At 57.5% G+C, this 15341-nt stretch carries 17 protein-coding genes; 2 read left to right on the top strand and 15 right to left on the bottom strand.

The features are described from left to right. Nucleotides 1–8: 8 nt before the first annotated feature. The 13 genes from OK409_RS05355 to OK409_RS05415 form a co-directional block, all read right to left on the bottom strand. Nucleotides 9–278 carry a hypothetical protein gene (locus tag OK409_RS05355; RefSeq protein ID WP_033767191.1) on the bottom strand — a complete coding sequence of 90 codons (270 nt, stop codon included), beginning with the start codon at nt 276–278 and terminating at the stop codon, nt 9–11. A 95-nt stretch (nt 279–373) separates the two neighbouring features. Then, nucleotides 374–1216: a class II fructose-bisphosphate aldolase gene (locus tag OK409_RS05360; RefSeq protein ID WP_010245055.1), complete on the bottom strand. Its 843-nt coding sequence runs from the start codon at nt 1214–1216 to the stop codon at nt 374–376. After that, the gene (locus tag OK409_RS05365; RefSeq protein ID WP_008925155.1) at nt 1203–2570 is read right to left on the bottom strand and encodes a PTS sugar transporter subunit IIC; all 1368 of its coding nucleotides are present in this window, start codon (nt 2568–2570) and stop codon (nt 1203–1205) included. Before OK409_RS05365 ends, OK409_RS05360 begins: the two co-directional genes overlap by 14 nt. Then, a complete protein-coding gene (locus tag OK409_RS05370; protein WP_010245062.1) occupies nt 2563–2877 on the bottom strand; it encodes a PTS sugar transporter subunit IIB in 315 nt (104 codons plus the stop codon). Before OK409_RS05370 ends, OK409_RS05365 begins: the two co-directional genes overlap by 8 nt. Nucleotides 2878–2887: 10 nt before the next feature. Next, nucleotides 2888–3868, bottom strand: a complete 981-nt coding sequence (locus OK409_RS05375; protein ID WP_010670113.1) for a 6-phosphofructokinase — start codon at nt 3866–3868, stop codon at nt 2888–2890. 458 nt (nt 3869–4326) lie between these two features. Beyond that, the gene (locus OK409_RS05380; protein WP_010245067.1) at nt 4327–4911 is read right to left on the bottom strand and encodes a YceI family protein; all 585 of its coding nucleotides are present in this window, start codon (nt 4909–4911) and stop codon (nt 4327–4329) included. 114 nt (nt 4912–5025) lie between these two features. Then, nucleotides 5026–7302, bottom strand: coding sequence for a pyrroloquinoline quinone biosynthesis protein PqqF (pqqF, locus tag OK409_RS05385; protein WP_264366837.1), 2277 nt, complete (start codon nt 7300–7302; stop codon nt 5026–5028). Further along, nucleotides 7302–8468 carry a pyrroloquinoline quinone biosynthesis protein PqqE gene (gene pqqE, locus OK409_RS05390; protein ID WP_161939645.1) on the bottom strand — a complete coding sequence of 389 codons (1167 nt, stop codon included), beginning with the start codon at nt 8466–8468 and terminating at the stop codon, nt 7302–7304. The genes pqqF and pqqE overlap by 1 nt, the downstream gene beginning before the upstream one ends. Further along, nucleotides 8431–8709, bottom strand: coding sequence for a pyrroloquinoline quinone biosynthesis peptide chaperone PqqD (gene pqqD / locus OK409_RS05395; protein WP_010245072.1), 279 nt, complete (start codon nt 8707–8709; stop codon nt 8431–8433). Before pqqD ends, pqqE begins: the two co-directional genes overlap by 38 nt. A 3-nt stretch (nt 8710–8712) precedes the next feature. Next, the gene (gene pqqC / locus OK409_RS05400) at nt 8713–9468 is read right to left on the bottom strand and encodes a pyrroloquinoline-quinone synthase PqqC (protein ID WP_010245074.1); all 756 of its coding nucleotides are present in this window, start codon (nt 9466–9468) and stop codon (nt 8713–8715) included. A 3-nt stretch (nt 9469–9471) separates the two neighbouring features. Beyond that, a complete protein-coding gene (gene pqqB, locus OK409_RS05405) occupies nt 9472–10389 on the bottom strand; it encodes a pyrroloquinoline quinone biosynthesis protein PqqB (RefSeq protein ID WP_264366838.1) in 918 nt (305 codons plus the stop codon). A 54-nt stretch (nt 10390–10443) separates the two neighbouring features. Continuing rightward, entirely contained in the window at nt 10444–10515 is a 72-nt protein-coding gene (gene pqqA, locus OK409_RS05410; protein WP_010245082.1) for a pyrroloquinoline quinone precursor peptide PqqA, read from the bottom strand. Between the two features lie 143 nt (nt 10516–10658). Next, nucleotides 10659–11675 carry a dipeptidase gene (locus OK409_RS05415; protein WP_245116586.1) on the bottom strand — a complete coding sequence of 339 codons (1017 nt, stop codon included), beginning with the start codon at nt 11673–11675 and terminating at the stop codon, nt 10659–10661. 77 nt (nt 11676–11752) lie between these two features. Between OK409_RS05415 and OK409_RS05420 the strand changes: the two genes are divergently transcribed. Beyond that, nucleotides 11753–11905 (top strand): hypothetical protein, encoded by a 153-nt coding sequence (locus OK409_RS05420; RefSeq protein WP_264366839.1) that lies wholly within the window; start codon nt 11753–11755, stop codon nt 11903–11905. 18 nt (nt 11906–11923) lie between these two features. Beyond that, nucleotides 11924–13639, top strand: a complete 1716-nt coding sequence (leuA, locus tag OK409_RS05425) for a 2-isopropylmalate synthase (protein WP_264366840.1) — start codon at nt 11924–11926, stop codon at nt 13637–13639. On the opposite strand, the gene OK409_RS05430 is transcribed toward leuA, so the two are convergent. Further along, nucleotides 13560–14339: an AraC family transcriptional regulator gene (locus tag OK409_RS05430; RefSeq protein WP_010245094.1), complete on the bottom strand. Its 780-nt coding sequence runs from the start codon at nt 14337–14339 to the stop codon at nt 13560–13562. The two genes, leuA and OK409_RS05430, sit on opposite strands and share 80 nt — an antisense overlap. Continuing rightward, entirely contained in the window at nt 14336–15322 is a 987-nt protein-coding gene (locus tag OK409_RS05435; protein WP_256844134.1) for an NAD(P)-dependent oxidoreductase, read from the bottom strand. The genes OK409_RS05430 and OK409_RS05435 overlap by 4 nt, the downstream gene beginning before the upstream one ends. Between the last annotated feature and the right edge of the window lie 19 nt (nt 15323–15341).

Consider the following 15341-nt stretch of genomic DNA (forward strand, 5'->3'; position numbering starts at 1 on the left):
AGCTCTCCTTAAATCGACTGGCGAACCACATTGCGTAATTCATCGATTTTGACAAACAGCGCATCAATTTCATTGCGATAGCGACGGCTTTTCGCAAATAAGCTTAATGCCCGGTTATATTCCAGCATTAATTGTTTTTGCGTTTCGCCATTACGCGGATTAATAGCCAGCTGCTGCTCCAGTTGCGTTATTTTCTCGCGACTTAATTCCGCCAGATGATCCTGCTGCTGCTCGCTGGGTTGTTCCACAGCCGGAGACTTTTTTAAGAATCCAAACATAGGCTCTCCTGCCCCGTAGCATGTCGGGGTGGCTCAGATTAATAGGTAATTATAAAAGGTTTGACGCAATAAGCCGGTGATGGCGAAACGGGCGATTACCGGAATAACTGCATCTTCTCTACCAGCACACTGGTTACCGCATCATTGGCCGGCACCAGGAAATTACGCACGCTGTCATTGACCTTGCCTTTTTCAAAGGTCGATTTGCACTGCGCCACCCACTGAACATTCATTTCGGTGCCGACATTGACCTTCTCAATACCGCTGCTGACCGCCAGCCGCATATCTTCATCGCTGACGCCGGTGCCGCCGTGCAGCACCAGTGGCGTGTGGGTTGCCGCCGTGATATCTGCCAGCCGCTGATGCTGAATATGCGCTTTACCGGTGTAAAGCCCATGCACGGTGCCGATGGAGATCGCCAGCATATCGACGCCGGTCTCTTCGACAAAGCGGCGCGCATCTTCCACCGGCGTAAACGCAATCGCCTCCATCTCCACACATTTACCATCTTCCGAGCCGCCAATCGCACCCAGTTCGGCTTCTACCGAAACATTGTGCGGGCGCGCCATATCAATCACCCGGCGGGTATTGGCAATATTCTCCTCAATTGACAGATGGGAACCGTCATACATCACGGAACTGAATCCGGCATCAATCGCTGTCTGAATCGCCGCTAAATCGGAACAGTGATCGAGATGCAGACAGGTCGGGACATTTTTGCTCTCTGACAGCGATTTAATGGCATCGACCAGTAATTTATGGCCGAGATATTTCGCCGTGCCGGTGGAGATCTGAATCATTAACGGACTATTGGTTTTCTCTGCCGCTTTAAAATAGGCGGGCAGCATCTCCAGGCAGTGAAGATTAAAAGAACCCACCGCTTTAAAGTCGCGCTGTTTAGCCAGCTGTAACAGATCGGCGAAGTTATAAAGTTTCATGAATTTTTTCCTCTTGAGGTTTTGTGGATTTGCCATTAACAAACCAGGCAAGCGCGGTAACAAAGGCAATAAACAGGGCGACGAACAGCCAGTTATTCTGGAAGGCGTGGCCCAGCACCAGGCCGGTACTGATGACATCTGAGTCACTGAAGGTCACACCGGTGAAGCCATAGCTCTCCAGCATCGGCACCAGGATGGCGGGCAGAATGGTGATAAAGAGGCCGTGGACGAAGCCGCCGATCATCGCGCCGCGCCGTCCGCCCATGGCATTACCAAATACCCCGGCGGTGCCACCGGCAAAGAAGTTGGTCAGCAGGCCAGGCAGGATCATCGCCAGACCAAACATCGGGAAGACGAGCATGCCGACAATTGAGCCGAGCGTGGTGGCGAGAAAGCCAACAATCACCGCGTTCGGGGCATAGGGAAACATCACCGGGCAGTCCAGCGCCGGTTTGGCATCCGGCACGACACGCATGGCGATACCACGGAAGGCAGGCACCAGCTCGTTAAGCAGCAGGCGGACGCCGCTGTAGAGCACAAAGACTCCGGCCACGAACTGAATCGACTGCATAAAGGCGTACATCAGGTAGTTCATACCGTTGCTGTACTGGGCGATAAACGCCGGACCGGCCGCCACGGCGGGGATCAGGTACATCGGCACCATCACCAGCGCCATCGACAGATAGGTATCCTGCAGAAACTTGAAGTTATCGGGCAGCTTCAGATCTTCAGTGGATCGCGATCCTTTGCCGACCACTTTGGCGACCGCCGCAGTGACCAGATAACCAATGGTGCAGAAGTGACCCAGGGCAACGTCGTCCGAATCGGTAATACGTCGTACCACCGGCTGCGCCAGCGCAGGCATCACCACGGCCATGATCCCGCCAAAGATACCGCCGGTCAGGATCAGCGGCAGACCGGTCAGCCCCGCTTTATAGCCAATCACCGCGCCAATTGTCGCCATCCACAGCAGGGCCTGGCCGGTCAGGAAGATGTACTTAAAGGGCGTCAGTCGCGCGATAATGATATTGACGATAAAGATCACCAGCAGCGTCAGTGCCACTTCAGACCCCAGCTCACGGTTAGCCAGCCCGGCAATGGCGGCAACATCGGTGATATAGCCGCGCATGCCAAAGCCGTGGGTAAAAATGGTATTGAGGAACGTCAGGGTTCCCACAATAATATTGATACCCGCCATCATAATTAAAAAGCCGAGCAGGGTTTTAAAGGTGCCTTCCACCACCTTGCCTGCGGATTTCTTTTGCAGCAGCAGACCGATCAGGGCAATAAAGGCGATCAGAATAGACGCCTGCCCCAGCAGATCTTTTACCAGGAAGTCGATCACACTATTCATGGGCGGCGACCTTTACGTTGCGTTCTTTTAAAAAGGCCAGGATCTTCTGCTCTATTTCCGCTTTATCGGTGAGCCGGTTAAGAATAATGACCCGCTTAATCTGTTCCGGACTGGCGTCGGCATTTAACACATCGGCAAAGGCTTTTTGCGTCAGAATCATGTCCGACTTAAAGGCATTCGCTTCTGAAATGGTGGTGTGATCGATATCGGCCTCAATCTCCAGTTTTTTTAAAACCGCTTTTGCGCTCATCTCAATCGCAAAACTGGATCCTAAGCCACAACCACAGACACATAATATTTTCAGCATGGTTTTCTCCTCACAATATATTGAGTTGTTTAGCGAGTTTGTAATGGTGCCCGTCAATATCGACCAGGCGTTTTTGCATGCTTATTAAATCAATCGGAATCGGTTTGTTGCTGCCGTTAATAATGACCGCTTTATTCCGCATGCCTGACTGAATACAACGCACCACTTCACTGGCCATAATGGTGCCCTGATAAATCTCTTCGCAGGTGGGATCACCATTCCGCAGCCCGTAACCGAGGATAGTTTTACGGACGCGTACGCCAATAAGCGGCTCAAGCTGTTTGATTAAGGTGTCGATAGCCCCCTGAAAACCCGGCGAATATTCGCGGGTGTAGCCTTCTGAACAGAGAATGATCACGCTGTTCTGCTCTGCCAGCCGCCGGGTGATGCGCTGCGCCAGCTGTGGCAAAGGAATCTGGCACTCCGGGATCAGCGCAATGTCCGCATTGGATTTAATCGCCGACTGCAGGGTTAATTCGCCGCAGTAGCCGCCGAGTAACTCCAGCATAAATACCCGGCCAGGTAAGGCGCGCCCGGTATTCCGCAGTTTCGCGACCTCTTTTAATACCTGCTCGCAGGCGGTGGAAAAACCCAGGGTGTAATCACTGCCGAAGACATCATTATCGATGGTCATGCCGACGCCGAAACAATTAACGCCAGACTCCGACAGGGTATGGAGAAATTGCAGCGACCCGTCTCCGCCCGCCATAATTAACACTTCAATACGGGCGCTTTTCAGCTGGCGGGCAATACATTCATATTCGCTGCGCACCAGTTTCTTTTGCGTGCGTCCCGATTGCATAACCGGAATTGAGGCGATGGAAAAGTCGAGCAGATCACGCTGGCTGATATCACGATGGTTATTTGCCAGCAGGCCGGGAATGCCACCATCAAATATCACGATCTCCGCCTGCGTCAGACGCCCTAACTGGAAGACAAAATTATTAATGCCGGTTACATCACCGCCACTGATCACCATTCCAATTCGCATTTCCCTCACCTCGCTGTCTTAATCTGCTGAGGGCCATTCTTCCGGTTCGTGGGGTTGCTATTTGCAGAGGAGATCACAGTTACGAGCGGTATTTTTTGGGCGGAGTTATTGACAGAGGTGTCTGAACGGCGGTTTTTGAGATCAAAATCACACTATTTGCGGGAAGGCCGATTAGAGTGAAACGATATAAATCAATGAGTTAGTTCAGAAGGCATCTGAATTTTATTTCGCCACACAGCGGCACAGAGTGGCTTATTCCGTGCTGTTGCAAATTTGTGACTTTCGCCTCATTTTTCCCGGTTCCGGGCCAGATAAAGCGTTCAGAAGATAATTGATGAGGAGATATCTGGATTATTTTATGGCAGATAAACAGGCGGGCAGAATAGATTTCAGAGGGGAAGAAGGCGCAGAAAAAACGAATAAGGGGCGTAGCTGCAAGCCGCTACGCCCCAAAAAGCTTACTTCGCGTAGGCTTCAGTAGACAGAGTCAGAGTGACCTCGTCGCTTACCGCTGGGACATATTTGTCCAGCTTGAAGTCAGAACGCTTGATGGTGCCGGTGGCATCAAAACCAATCGCCTGCTTTTTCACCATCGGATGCTCGCCCTGCTTGTTCAGCGTCGCGTGCAGCGTTACTGGCTTGGTGATCCCTTTCAGGGTCAGGTTGCCTTCAACATCAAATTTGTTGTCGCCCTTCGCCACCACTTTGGTGCTGTGGAAGGTCGCAGTCGGATATTTAGCGGTGTCGAAGTACTCAGCGCCTTTGAATTCTTTGGTCAGCGCAGCCACGTGGCTGTCGATTTTGCTGACTGGCAGGGTCACGTCAACGCGTGATGCCTCTGGATGATCTTTATCAAACACCAGGTTACCGGTTGCATCAGGGATATCAGCGGTAGGGTTTGAGAAGCCGAAGTGGTTCCAGGCAACAATCACCGACGTATGCTCAGGATTCAGCTGGTAGTGCATCGCCTCAGCCTGAGACAACGGGGCGTAGAGGGTGGCAGCGGCTAACAGGGGCAGTGCAATACGTTTGAAGTTTTTCACGGTCAATTCCTTATGCGGACAAAGTGAATTGAGTGTGGTCCAGTTCGCCCGGAATAGACAGTGAAGAGATTTGTCGGTAATTTTCAAATAAATTCAGCAACTTTATACCGGGCGCTACACATATTCACCGCCGGTGAACAGCACCCGCCAGCGGCGGCGATCCTGAATCAGCGTGCGGTGAAGCTGTTGCAGATCCGCAAGTGTCAGCGCCTCAATCTGCGCCGCATCCGGTTCTGCCAGGCCATTGTCAGCGCGTAAGCACGCCAGTGGCTGCTCCACTTCCCGGCTCAGAAGACGCGCTTTCAGTGCCGCCAGATCGTAACCCGCCAGCGTCTCGTTCAGTGACCGCAGGAAGTTGCGGCAGTAGCGCAGCAGTGACAGCGCGCTGTAATCGGGCGACTGCAGCGCAAACAGTACCCCATCTTCATCGGCACAGCGCATATAGCGGCTGCTGACCACATAACCGATAGGCTGCTCAACGCGATAGCGCTGGAAAAAGCGCGGCTCGTAGATCAGCGCCAGCGCACGTAGCGCCGCCAGCTGTTCAGGTCGATGCAGCGGGATAAACAGCAGCAGAGCATTGTCCGCGCTGCTGTGTGGCAGGCGCGTCATACCGGTTTGTGTCGTCATGCGCTTTGGCGGCGTGTCAGGATTAACCGGTAGCGACAGTGCGCTCAGCCGCCGGGCAATCAGTGAATGCAGTGCCGCGTTGCCGCCTTTCAGCGCCGCCCGCCAGCAATGTGGCGTAATGGTGGCGGCCAGCTGCCAGGGCAACTGCCGCAACAGTGCACGAATCGCGATGCTTTCACCCGAAGAAGGCTGCGCCGCCTCAACCGGCAGCGTCAGTGCGGCGACAATCTGGCTCAGCGCCCGGTCAGCCACCGCCTCATCCGGCGTCAGTTGTAGCGTCAGTTGCCACACGCCCTCCACTTCCTGCCAGCTGCCGTTGCCGCCCTGATGACGCAACGCGGCAAACAGCGGACGTAACCGCCGCCCCAGCGCTTCGCCTGCCGCTTCGCTGAACGTTGACCAGAACTCTGGTCGCAGGATCAGCGTCGCCTGCAGGTCATCAGGCTGATGATGCGGCAATGCCACCGCCTGTGCGGGCAGCGGCTCAGACGTTAAGGCGGTCTCGAACGGATAGAATGTGAAATGCGCCGGAGGTAGCGCCTCAGACGGGGCTGGCTGCCAGGCGGTCAGCGCAAGGCTGAATCCCTGCGTCTGAAGGGTTTCCTCAGCCGGGTGCGACGTGCAGAACAGCAGCGTGCCCGGCGCGTCGGTGAGACGCGCCAGCAGCGGCTGTAACGCAGGCACGGCTTCATCTGGCGCAAAGCCGATTGCGCGCTGGCGTAACTGCTCCATTGGTGACAGTGTCACAAATCGCTGCTGTGCCAGATGGTGATAGTGTTGATGTTGTGGCTCATTTGTCTGGCGAAGTGCATCCAGATAACGGTCGATCAAGACATTAACGGTTTCGGGTTGATGCGTTTCAACGCCCAGCGCCAGCCAGAGCGCGCCTCCCGCCTGATAGATCCACTTCAGCTCCAGCGACTCTGCCAGCCCCTGCTCACGAAGGGTAGCCAGCAGCGATCCGGGTGCTTCATCCAGCAGAAATTCACGCCATAACGTGACACCGTCACTGTTATCCAGTATCCAGCTGCGCCATAGCGCCCCAGGTGCGGTCTCTGCCAGCTGCCAGCAGGTATCGCTGGTCAGCTGCGGCGGTGGCAGATCCTGTCGCCACTGACCGGAGGGCAGCGCGGCAGCAACGTTACGCGCCAGCAGCTCCAGCTCATCCAGTGAGTGTGGCCCCTGCAGCCAGAGCCGCATATTGCTGGCGAAGTAGTAGCGCTGGTGGAACTGGCGCAACGCCCGCTGCAGCGCAGAGAGCTCGTCGCCAAAACTCGCCCGGCTGCCAATATGGAACCGGTGGAATTCCGCAGGTGACGCGGCGGCGTGCAGCAGTGCCGCTTCAATGCGTGACGGCTGATGACGCTGCAATAGCTGATATTCCGCATCAATCACCGCCACTTCCTGGCCGATCGCCTGATTATCAAGCAGCGGATGGCAGACCATATCCTGCAGCCGCGCCAGCCCGTCAGCCAGCAGCGACGGCGTAACCTCAAAAAAGAACGCGCTGCGCCGGGCCAGCGTGGTGGCGTTAACCCTGCCACCCTGCGTCTGAATCCAGCTCATCAAACGGCCCTCATCAGGCCAGCCGGTGCTGCCGGTGAACAGCAGATGTTCAAGCAGATGCGCCAGTCCGGGCCAGCGATCGGGTTCGTCGTGACTCCCCGCGCTCACCTGAATCAGGGCGGCGGCCTGGCTGGCATCGGGCTGATGCACCAGTTCAACCATCAGACCGTTTATCTCCAGGCAACGCGTTTTCATCAGAGGTTCCGTGTTTTATAGATCAGTTGTGAGTTGCTGCGGTTACGGAACTGCAGCTGACCAATTTTAATGTCGCTGCAATCCGCCTCACGCCGGGCGTCAAGGATTTTGCCGTGATGCGGTGATTTGCTGCAAACCGGATCGGTGTTGTCGGCATTGCCGGTCAGCATGTAAGCCTGACAGCGACAGCCGCCAAAATCTTTCTCTTTCTCATCACAGGAGCGGCATGGCTCTGGCATCCAGTCAAAACCGCGATAACGGTTGAAGCCGAATGAGTTATACCAGATATCGTCCAGACTTTGCGTCAGCACTGAGGGAAATTCTATCGGGAGCTGACGCGCACTGTGGCACGGCAGCGCGGTGCCCTCTGGCGTAACGCTGAGGAAGATGGCGCCCCAGCCACCCATGCAGGGCTTAGGGCGCTCTTCGTAGTAGTCTGGCGTCACAAACAGCAGGTTGGTCAGATTGCCGGTGGTGCTCATCCGCTCGCGGTAGGTTTTCACCACCGCCTCTGCGCGGGCTATCTGCTCGCGGGTGGGCAGCAGGCCTTCACGGTTAAGCTGCGCCCAGCCGTAGAACTGACAGGTCGCCAGTTCCACGTCATCCGCTTCCAGCTCAATGCAGAGATCGATGATCCTGTCGATCTGGTCGATGTTATGGCGATGCAGTACAAAGTTCAGCACCATCGGATAGCCGTGGGCTTTCACCGCTTTCGCCATCTCCAGCTTCTGCTGAAACGCTTTTTTCGAACCGGCCAGCGCCGCATTCAGGGTTTCGTCACTCGCCTGGAAGCTGATCTGGATATGATCCAGCCCCGCCTCGCTGAACGCATCCAGCTTCTTCTCCGTCAGGCCGATGCCAGAGGTGATCAGGTTGGTGTAGAAGCCGAGATCGCGCGCCGCTTTGATCAGCTCCGGCAGATCTTTACGAACCAGCGGCTCGCCGCCCGAGAATCCGAGCTGCACGCTGCCCATCGCCCGCGCCTGACGAAACACCTCAATCCACTGTTCGGTGGTCAGCTCCTTCTCCTGCTGGGCGAAATCCAGCGGGTTGGAGCAGTAGGGACACTGCAGCGGACAGCGATAGGTCAGCTCGGCCAGCAGCCAGAGCGGCGGATTCACGTCAGGTTTATGCGGGGTCACGGAACTGTATCCACTTCTGTTCATAGGCTGATTGCAGGAACTCTAAAACATCTGCACCCACGCCGCCCGCTTCCGGAAAACGGCTATCCAGCGTTGCGATAATCGCGGCGATATCCTGCTTGCCATCCACCAGTTCAAGGATGGCGGCCGCGGTTTCGTTCAGCTTCGCCATGCCTTCGGGATAGAGCACCACATGAGTATCCTGGGCGGCTTCCCACTGCATACGGTAGCCGCGACGAAACGCGGCAATCGAGTTTTCATTCATCTGTTATACCAGTCGGGTGGTGTGCCACGCCGCTTTATCAGTAACGGTGTGATAAGGCGGACGTTTCAGCTCGTATGCCATGGTCATGGCGTCCAGCATGCTCCATAAAATATCGAGCTTAAACTGCAAAATTTCCAGCATGCGGTTTTGCGTCTCAGCGGTGGTGAAATATTCCAGCGCCAGCGCCAGGCCATGTTCCACATCGCGGTTCGCCTGACCCAGGCGACTGCGGAAGTAGAAATAGCCCTCTTCTTTGATCCACGGATAGTGCTGCGGCCAGCTGTCGAGCCGTGACTGGTGGATCTGCGGGGCGAACAGCTCGGTGAGTGAGCTGCAGGCCGCCTCCTGCCAGTTGGCGCGGCGGGCAAAGTTAATATACGCATCCACCGCGAAGCGCACGCCCGGCAGCACATGCTGCTCTGAAAGTAGTTCTTCGCGCGTCAGCCCGACCGCCTCGCCCAGCCGCAGCCAGGCCTCAATGCCGCCTTCTTCGCCGTTGCTGCCGTCGTGGTCGAGGATGCGCTGCACCCACTTACGACGGGTAGCCGGATCGGGGCAGTTGGCCATGATCGCCGCATCTTTCAGCGGAATGGTGGTCTGGTAATAGAAGCGATTCGCCACCCAGCCCTGAATCTGCTCGCGCGTGGCCTGACCGTTATGCATCGCGATGTGATACGGGTGATGGATATGGTAGTAAGCGCCTTTGTCGCGCAGGGCCTGTTCAAAAGCCTGCGGCGACAGCGTGTCAGTGATCTGCATGTTTTAGCCCTGAAGGTGGATCGCCATTCCGTCCCAGCTCACCTCTATTCCCTGCTCAGTCAGAAACTGACGCTGTGGTGACTGCTCGTTAAGGATCGGATTGGTGTTGTTAATGTGGATCAGAATTTTGCGTTTTGCCGGCAGCGATGCCAGCAGCGCCATCAGCCCCTGCTCTTCCGCCAGCGCCAGATGGCCCATCGCCTTGCCGGTGTTGTGTCCCACGCCGGTGGTCAGCAGCTCATCATCCTGCCAGACGGTGCCATCAATCAGCAGGCAATCCGCTTTTTGCAGCCACGGCAGGATCACCGCATCCGGCTCGCCCAGGCCTGGCGCGTAGAGCAGCGTCTGGCCATTCGCGCGGTTTTCAATAAACAGCGCCACGTTATGGCCCGGCAGCGGCCGGTCGCGATACGGCGAGTAAGGCGGTGCATTACTGATAATCGGAATCGCGGTGAACTGAAGATCATCAAAGACATCGACGCTGAACGGCGTCAGTGGCGCAATGGGACGGTGCTGTAAGCCTCCATTCCAGTGGGTGAGCATAGGAAATATCGGGAAGCCGGTGCTGAGGTCACCATGCACTTCCGGCGTGCACCACACCTGATGCGGACAGCCCTCACGCAGGCTCAGCAGCCCGGTGGTGTGATCGATCTGGCTGTCGGTAAGGATAATCGCGCCGATCGCCGTGCCGCGTAACACCCCTTTGCGGGTCAGTTCTGGCGTATGCAGGATCTGCTGGCTGATGTCGGGTGAAGCGTTGCATAACACCCAATCTTCGCCGTTATCGCTGAGGATAATCGACGATTGCGTGCGTGCCTGGGCCTGAATCGTGCCGTTACGCACGCCGTGGCAGTTGGCGCAGTTACAGTTCCACTGCGGAAACCCGCCGCCCGCGGCTGAACCGAGGATTTTGATAAACATAGAGGAAAACCAGAAGTTGAAAAAAAATGCCCGCTCAGAGGGCGGGCAGAACGATTAACGGTTGGAGATGTAGAGAGTCACTTCCAGACCGAGACGCATATCAACGAAAGTTGGTTTTTTCCACATGAGTTACTTCCTCTTGGTTAACAGTAAATGAGCTGCCTGAAATCAGTGTGACCGGCATTGAATGAGACCGCCGTCACAATTTCCAGGCAGATGTTGCGCCAATGGCGCGTCGGGATCAAGCCCGGAACATCAGGAAATTGTTATCACAGCCCGGTCAGATGTAAAACCCGCTGCCAGTTTCCCCATGCCAGTTTCTCTGTCAGTGTCTGATCATAGCCCGCTTCCTGAAAAGCGGCGAGCAATCGCGGCAATCCGCTGACATCGCCCAGCGCAGCCGGTGGGGTAATCCCGTCGAAATCAGAGCCAAAGGCTACATGGTCGCTGCCCATTATCTTCAACAAGTGATCACAATGCTTAACAATTTCTGTTAATGGCGTGTCAGCGTCGCGTTTACCGTCGGCGCGCAGAAAAGCGTTGCCGAAATTAATGCCGGCCAGACCGCCGCTGTCGCGGATCGCCACCAGCTGGTCATCCGTCAGATTACGCGGCTGCGGACAGAGAGCATGCGCGTTGGAGTGGCTGGCGACCAGCGGCGCGCTGGAGAGCCGGGCGGTGTCCCAAAAGGCTTTTGCGTTCATATGCGACACGTCAATCATCATCTTCAGGTCACTCGCCTGCTGAATCAGCCTTTCTCCGGCGCGGGTCAGGCCTGGCCCGGTGTCGGGCGAACCGGGAAAAGTGCCGCTGACCCCTTCACCAAAGCGGCTGGCCAGGTTCCAGAATGGCCCGATGCTGCGCACCCCCGCCTGCCAGAAGGCGTGCAGTTGCTCGCCCTCCTCATCCAGCGCATCAGCACCTTCGATGTGTGCCACCATCGCCAGTACGCCTGCGGCGCGGCAGGCGGCGATCTCGTCATGGCTGCGGCAGAGTCGTGCCCGCCCGCCTGACGCATCAGCCAGCTGCTGCAGGATCTCAAGCTGTTGCCACATGATCTGAAGCGGTTGAAACGGCTCGTCGGCACGTGCCGGAACGGTGCGGGCAATGTACTCCTGCGGGGGCACAAAGATCGCAAACAGCCCGCCGCCGAGCCCGCCCTGCTGAATGCGCGGAAAATCGAGGTGGCCCCGTTCAATCCCCTGATAAAACGCCTGCGCGGGCGCATCACGATGATGCAGCCAGAGGTTAAGCAACAGATCGTTGTGACCGTCAAAAATCAGCATAAGAGTCCACCCAAATAAACAGGCGACCATGCTAACCCTGCCAGGCGGATTCACCAAACCAGAGCGCACGCAGGGCCATGCAGGTCATGCAGGTCATGCAGGTCATGCAGGTCATGCAGGTCATGCAGGTCATGCAGGTCATGCAGGTCATGCAGGGTATTGTCACTTTTGCGCGTCAGGTTGTCAGCCCTGCGCGCGCGGACCCGGAGGCGTGTCGGCAGACTGGTTAAAAACCACAGGAGACTCCTATGCTGACCCGACCCGCTGATAAATATCGTCCCTCCCCGCTGATCACCCTGCCCGATCGCCAGTGGCCCTCACGCCAGCTGACCCAGGCGCCGCGCTGGCTCTCCACCGATTTGCGTGACGGCAATCAGGCACTGGCAGAACCGATGGATCGGGAACGCAAAATGGCCTTCTGGGATCTGCTGCTGCGCTGCGGGTTTCGGGAGATCGAGGTCGCCTTTCCCTCTGCGTCGCAGACCGATTTCGATTTCGTCCGCGACCTGATTGAGCAGCAGCGTATCCCGGAGGATGTGACGTTACAGGTGCTGACTCAGGCGCGGGAAGACCTGATTGCCCGCACGTTTGTGGCGCTGCAGGGTGTGCCCCGCGCCATCGTACATCTCTATAACGCCACCGCGCCGCTGTTTCGCGAGCGGGTATTTAAACAGAGCAAAGCGGAAATCGTGGCGCTGGCCACCGCTGGTGCACGGCAGATCCGCGCCGAATGCGAGGCGCAGCCGGAAACCTACTGGACCTTTGAATATTCGCCAGAGACCTTCTGCTTTACCGAGCCAGAGTTTGTGCTGGAGATCTGCGAGGCGGTAGCCGATGTCTGGCAACCGGACGCCCAGCGCCCGATGATCATTAACCTTCCTGCCACGGTAGAGGTGAATACCCCCAACGTTTATGCCGATCAGATTGAGTTTTTCTGCCGTCACTTCAGCCGCCGTGATGCCGTCTGCATCAGCGTGCATCCGCACAACGATCGCGGCACCGGCGTCGCCTGCGCAGAACTGGCGCTGCTGGCGGGCGCTGACCGGGTCGAGGGCTGTCTGTTTGGTAACGGTGAACGCACCGGCAATGTGGACCTGGTGACGCTGGCGCTGAATCTCTATACCCAGGGCGTTTCGCCCCAGCTCGATTTCAGCCAGATGCATGAGGTAATTGAAGTGGTAACCCGCTGCAACCAGCTGCCGGTTCATCCGCGCCATCCCTATGCGGGCGAGCTGGTCTTCACCGCCTTCTCTGGTTCTCATCAGGATGCAATTAAAAAAGGGTTTGCCATCCGCGCTCAGCAGCAGGAGACAGAGTGGCAGATGCCTTACCTGCCGCTGGACCCGGCCGACATTGGCTGTAGCTATGAGGCGGTGATCCGCGTTAACAGCCAGTCGGGAAAAAGCGGGGCCGCCTGGCTGCTGGAGCAGAATCACGGGTTACAAATGCCGCGAGCGCTGCAGCAGGATTTCAGCCGCTGTGTTCAGCAGGAGACTGACCGGCACGGCGGAGAGATGACGCACTACGCGCTGTGGCAGCTCTTCTGCCGCCAGTATGGCGTCACGCAGCCCGCGGTGGCCTTACAGCGGGCTGACAGCCAGAGTGACAGCGGCGGGCAGACGCAGATTAGCGCCAGCGTGGTGTATCAGACGCAATCGCTGATGCTGACCGGCAGCGGCAACGGCTGGCTGTCGGCGGCGGTCAATGCCCTGCGCAGCGCGTTTGATCTGCATCTGACCATTGAGGACTATCACGAGCATACGCTGGGACGACGCAGTGACAGCCGCTCGGTGGCCTATATCAGCTGCGTGGATGCCCGTGGCGCGCGAGCCTGGGGAGTAAGTATCGACAATGACACCGCCCGCGCAGCCCTGCAGGCGCTGCTCAGCGCGGCAGGCCAGTTTCTGCAGGCGGAAAGTAGTCAGTCGGAGAGACGCCCAGCAGACGACGAAACATCGCACTAAACGCGCTGGGGCTTTCATAGCCCAGTTCCAGCGCCACCCGCAGCACGGAGTCGCCCTGAGCCAGTCGCGTCAGGGCGATAGCCAGTCGGGCGCGCCGCACCCAGTCGCTGAACTGCAGGCCGGTTTCGCGCATAAAATGGCGGGCCAGAGTGCGGCCCGAGACATTCAGGTGGGCACTGGCCCGCAGCAGCGTCCAGCTCTCACCGGGCGTCTGCTGAATCAGCTCGCACAGCGCCTGTAAACGGGGACTGTCGGGCGTTGGCAGCGCAAAGGGCAGCACATCCATGCCCCGAATCTCATCCAGAATTAACTCCATCACCCGCTCGGCCCGACTGCCTGCGGCGTAACGCTCTGGCAGGCTCAGCGCCGTGACAATCAGCTCGCGCAGCAGCGGTGAGATTTGCACCACCTGACAACTGGCGGGCAGATCGGCGCGCGCCAGCGGATCGATAAACAGCGTGCGCGCCGCCACACTGCCGGTAATCTGCAACGCATGACGGGTAAATGCGGGCAGCCAGACGCCACGACTCGGCGGCACAATCCAGCTGCCATACTCCGTCTCTACCCGTACCACGCCGCTCAGGGTGTGGATCAGCTGGGCACAGGCGTGCTGGTGCCAGGGTTCGCTGGCACCGTGCAGGTAATCGTGCGCCAGCGGCACCAGCGGACGCGTGCTGAAGTCAAAATGCTGCTGACTCATTGCGCTTTCAGATAGCGGTAGATCACCGCCAGATCCTCTTCACCGTGTCCGGCCTCCACCGCCTGCTGCCAGAGCTGGGCGATATTCTCCAGCGCCGGCAGTGGCGTCTCTGCGGCATCCAGCGCCAGGCGGGCATCTTTCAGCGCCCAGACCAGATGCATCTGCGGCGTGAAGTCGTCGCTGGCGATCATCCCGAGCTTCATTTTCGCATACGGTGCGGCCAGCGGACCGCCCTCCAGCACCTGCCAGAGATCGTCGGTGGAAAAGCCGAACTGCTCTGCCAGCCGGGTACTCTCCGCCAGGCTTTGCATCATGCCAATCAGCCAGCTGTTGATCACCAGCTTCATCCGGGTGCTTTTTCCCGCCTCGCCCAGCCACTGAGTGCCTTTACTGATGGCAGCAAATACCGCTTCTGCGGCCTGCGCCCGGCTCTGATCGCCGCTGGCCAGCACCAGAATCTGCGCATTCTCTGCTGGTGCTTTGGTGCCGGAGACTGGCGCATCGATCAGTAACAAATCGGGGCGTTTTTCTGCGAAAAAGGCGATCAGCGCGTCGGTTTTTTCTACGCCGATGGTGCCCATCTGGCAGAGCGTCGCGCCCTGCTTAAACGCCTCTTTGACCTGATGCAGCACCTGCTCAGTGGTGTCGCCATCAGACAGCATGGCGATCACGACATCTGCTTCACGCACCGCCTCGGCTGGCGAGTCAGCCAGCTGCAAACCCGCATCCAGCAGATCTTCGCCGCGCGCGCGGGTGCGGTTCCAGCCATGAACGCGAAAGCCTTTTTTCAGCAGGTTTGCGGCAAATGCGTGCCCCATTGCGCCTAATCCCAGAACCGCCACTTCAGGTTGTTTCATGCTGACTCCCGTGAGTTTTTTGTCTGCATCCGGGTGAATCGGACGTCTGATCACTGCAAAAGATGGATTCCAGCCTGGCGGTAAACAGAGAAAAAATCCAGCCCGAAACGATGTACCCCAGCGCATCAAACCCTTACCATATGCG

It is taken from the genome of Pantoea sp. RG18, from assembly GCF_025910075.1.
GTDB classification, from domain to species: Bacteria; Pseudomonadota; Gammaproteobacteria; order Enterobacterales; family Enterobacteriaceae; genus Pantoea; species Pantoea agglomerans.

Excerpts from the sequence above, each read along its gene's own strand:
- OK409_RS05355 (WP_033767191.1), bottom strand. The coding sequence starts at position 278 with ATGTTTGGATTCTTAAAAAAGTCTCCGGCTGTGGAACAACCCAGCGAG.
- OK409_RS05360 (WP_010245055.1), bottom strand. The coding sequence starts at position 1,216 with ATGAAACTTTATAACTTCGCCGATCTGTTACAGCTGGCTAAACAGCGC.
- OK409_RS05365 (WP_008925155.1), bottom strand. The coding sequence starts at position 2,570 with ATGAATAGTGTGATCGACTTCCTGGTAAAAGATCTGCTGGGGCAGGCG.
- OK409_RS05370 (WP_010245062.1), bottom strand. The coding sequence starts at position 2,877 with ATGCTGAAAATATTATGTGTCTGTGGTTGTGGCTTAGGATCCAGTTTT.
- OK409_RS05375 (WP_010670113.1), bottom strand. The coding sequence starts at position 3,868 with ATGCGAATTGGAATGGTGATCAGTGGCGGTGATGTAACCGGCATTAAT.
- pqqF (WP_264366837.1), bottom strand. The coding sequence starts at position 7,302 with ATGAAAACGCGTTGCCTGGAGATAAACGGTCTGATGGTTGAACTGGTG.
- pqqE (WP_161939645.1), bottom strand. The coding sequence starts at position 8,468 with ATGAACAGAAGTGGATACAGTTCCGTGACCCCGCATAAACCTGACGTG.
- pqqD (WP_010245072.1), bottom strand. The coding sequence starts at position 8,709 with ATGAATGAAAACTCGATTGCCGCGTTTCGTCGCGGCTACCGTATGCAG.
- pqqC (WP_010245074.1), bottom strand. The coding sequence starts at position 9,468 with ATGCAGATCACTGACACGCTGTCGCCGCAGGCTTTTGAACAGGCCCTG.
- pqqB (WP_264366838.1), bottom strand. The coding sequence starts at position 10,389 with ATGTTTATCAAAATCCTCGGTTCAGCCGCGGGCGGCGGGTTTCCGCAG.
- OK409_RS05415 (WP_245116586.1), bottom strand. The coding sequence starts at position 11,675 with ATGCTGATTTTTGACGGTCACAACGATCTGTTGCTTAACCTCTGGCTG.
- OK409_RS05420 (WP_264366839.1), top strand. The coding sequence starts at position 11,753 with ATGCAGGTCATGCAGGTCATGCAGGTCATGCAGGTCATGCAGGTCATG.
- leuA (WP_264366840.1), top strand. The coding sequence starts at position 11,924 with ATGCTGACCCGACCCGCTGATAAATATCGTCCCTCCCCGCTGATCACC.
- OK409_RS05430 (WP_010245094.1), bottom strand. The coding sequence starts at position 14,339 with ATGAGTCAGCAGCATTTTGACTTCAGCACGCGTCCGCTGGTGCCGCTG.
- OK409_RS05435 (WP_256844134.1), bottom strand. The coding sequence starts at position 15,322 with ATGCGCTGGGGTACATCGTTTCGGGCTGGATTTTTTCTCTGTTTACCG.